Origin of the sequence: Pseudomonas sp. Sample_11, assembly GCF_004307505.1 — a bacterium.
Taxonomy (GTDB): Bacteria; Pseudomonadota; Gammaproteobacteria; order Pseudomonadales; family Pseudomonadaceae; genus Aquipseudomonas; species Aquipseudomonas atacamensis.
Map to the genome: position 1 here is coordinate 1 of NZ_RCOD01000041.1, position 2,234 is coordinate 2,234.

A 2,234-nucleotide genomic window follows, 5' to 3' on the forward strand; every position below is an offset into this window, starting at 1 on the left:
GGCGGGGGCAGTTTCGGCGGCGGCGGTTCGTCCGGCGGCTGGTGAGATCAAAAGAATAATGAGCAGGCACTTTTCGACATGGCATTACTGACTGAACACGAACAACGCAAAGTCGCCGAGGCCATCGCCCGGGTCGAACGCGACACCGACGCCGAACTGGTCACGGTTCTCGCTGCCCGCGCCGATGACTACGCGTACATCCCGCTGCTCTGGGCCAGCCTGCTGGCGCTGGTGTTGCCGGGCATCGTCCACTACCTCACGGGCTGGCTGACCCTGCGCAGTCTGCTGCTGGTGCAATGGGGCATGTTCATCGTCCTGTGCCTGCTGTTCCGCCTGCCGAAAATCACCACGCATCTGGTCCCGCGTCGCGTGCGCCACTGGCGCGCCTCCAACCTGGCGCGGCGGCAGTTTCTCGAACAGAACCTGCACCACACCGTGGGCAGCACCGGCATGCTGATTTTTGTCTGCGAGGCTGAGCGCTATGTGGAGATTCTGGTGGACGAGGGGATTTCCAAACGGCTGGATAACAGCAACTGGGACGCGATTGTCGCAGCGTTCACCGAACAGGTCCGCCAGGGCCGCACGCTGGAAGGGTTTGTCACTTGCGTGGAGGCGTGTGGCGAGTTGTTGAAGGTGCATGTGCCGGTGACGCAGGTGAGGAATGAATTGCCGAATCGGTTGGTGGTGTTGGGGTAGATCAAAAGCTCGCAGCCTTCGGCAGCTCCTACAGGAGAATGCATTCCAATTGTAGGAGCTGCCGAAGGCTGCGATCTTTTGATTTTCGCCGTTGGGTAAATAAGAGGGTGTCCCCAACCCCCATCCCCCCTAAAATACCCGCCATTCCCGATTCCGCCCGTCCGAGGCCGCTTGTCCATGTCCGTTTCCGCTTCTTCCGCGCCGTCCGCCAAACCGGCCGCCGATCACCACGCTCAGTTCATCGAGCTGCTGCAAGCCAGCCTCGACGACAGCGGTTTCATCAAACTGGTGCTGGCCAAGTACGTCGGTGAAGAGGCGGATCTGCAACGGGTCATCATCAAACCGGTGACGGTCAAGGCGCAGCCGTGCCTGTCATTCGTTTATCGCTACAAGACCCGCGACATCACCAAAAATCTGCCGCTGAGCGAAGGCGTGGCGCTGATCGCCGGGCTGCTGCCGACCTCGTTCAAAAATGCGCATTTACTGGCGCTGACCGACGAAGCGCAGCTGGAATACAGCAAAAAGGGCAAGAGTTCGCTGTTCAAGAGCAAACCTCAGCAATTGCGTGAAGCGCCGTCCGCCGAGCACAACCGCGAGAAAAATCGTTTCCTTGAACTGAGCCGCCCCTTCCTCAAAGACCTGGGCGTGACCAATGCTCAACACGAGCTGATCCCGGCGATGTCGCGCAAGTGGAAGCAGATCAACAAGTTCATCGAAGTGTTCAGCCACGCCCTGACCTCGTCGCCGCTGGCGCTGGACCAACCGGTGCGGGTCGCCGATTTCGGTTCGGGCAAGGGCTACCTGACGTTCGCCATTCACGACTACCTGCGCAATACGCTCAAGGCCGAGGGCGAAGTCACCGGCGTTGAGTTGCGTGAAGAAATGGTCAACCTGTGCAACGCCGCTGCGGCCAAGCTTGAACATCCGGGGCTGGTGTTCAAGTGCGGTGACGTGCGCACGGTGGCGCCGAGTGAGCTGGACGTGATGATCGCCCTGCATGCCTGCGACATTGCCACCGATTACGCGATCCACACCGGCATCCGCTCGGGTGCGTCGATCATCATGTGCTCGCCCTGCTGTCACAAACAGATCCGCCTGCAGATCCAGAGCCCGGCGCTGCTCAAGCCGATGCTGCAATACGGCTTGCACCTCGGCCAGCAGGCGGAAATGGTCACCGACAGCTTGCGCGCGTTATTCCTCGAAGCCTGCGGTTACGAGACCAAAGTGTTCGAGTTCATCTCGCTGGAACACACCAACAAGAACAAGATGATTCTCGCGGTGAAACGCGCCGAGCCGGTCGATCCGACGCAGTTGTTGACGAAGATCGCAGAGCTCAAGGCGTTCTACCACATCAGCGACCATTGCCTGGAAACTCTGCTGCGCGCTGACGGCTATATGCCTTAACAGGCAGCTGCAAGCTTCAAGCGGCAAGCTGCAAGTTGAAGCATGACGCTGGTGTGCCTGATATGGGTGATCCTGTTTTAGCTTGAAGCTTGAAGCTTGAAGCTTGAAGCTTGAAGCTTGAAGCTTGAAGCTTG

Annotated in this window: 2 protein-coding genes; both read left to right on the forward strand. The window is 59.3% G+C overall.

Annotated features, from left to right (window positions below):
* The first annotated feature begins 78 nt into the window (after window positions 1-78).
* Window positions 79-696 carry a TPM domain-containing protein gene (locus D8U60_RS10375; protein ID WP_016771315.1) on the forward strand — a complete coding sequence of 206 codons (618 nt, stop codon included), beginning with the start codon at window positions 79-81 and terminating at the stop codon, window positions 694-696.
* A 177-nt stretch (window positions 697-873) separates the two neighbouring features.
* Window positions 874-2,100 carry an SAM-dependent methyltransferase gene (locus tag D8U60_RS10380; protein WP_130900071.1) on the forward strand — a complete coding sequence of 409 codons (1,227 nt, stop codon included), beginning with the start codon at window positions 874-876 and terminating at the stop codon, window positions 2,098-2,100.
* Window positions 2,101-2,234: the final 134 nt, after the last annotated feature.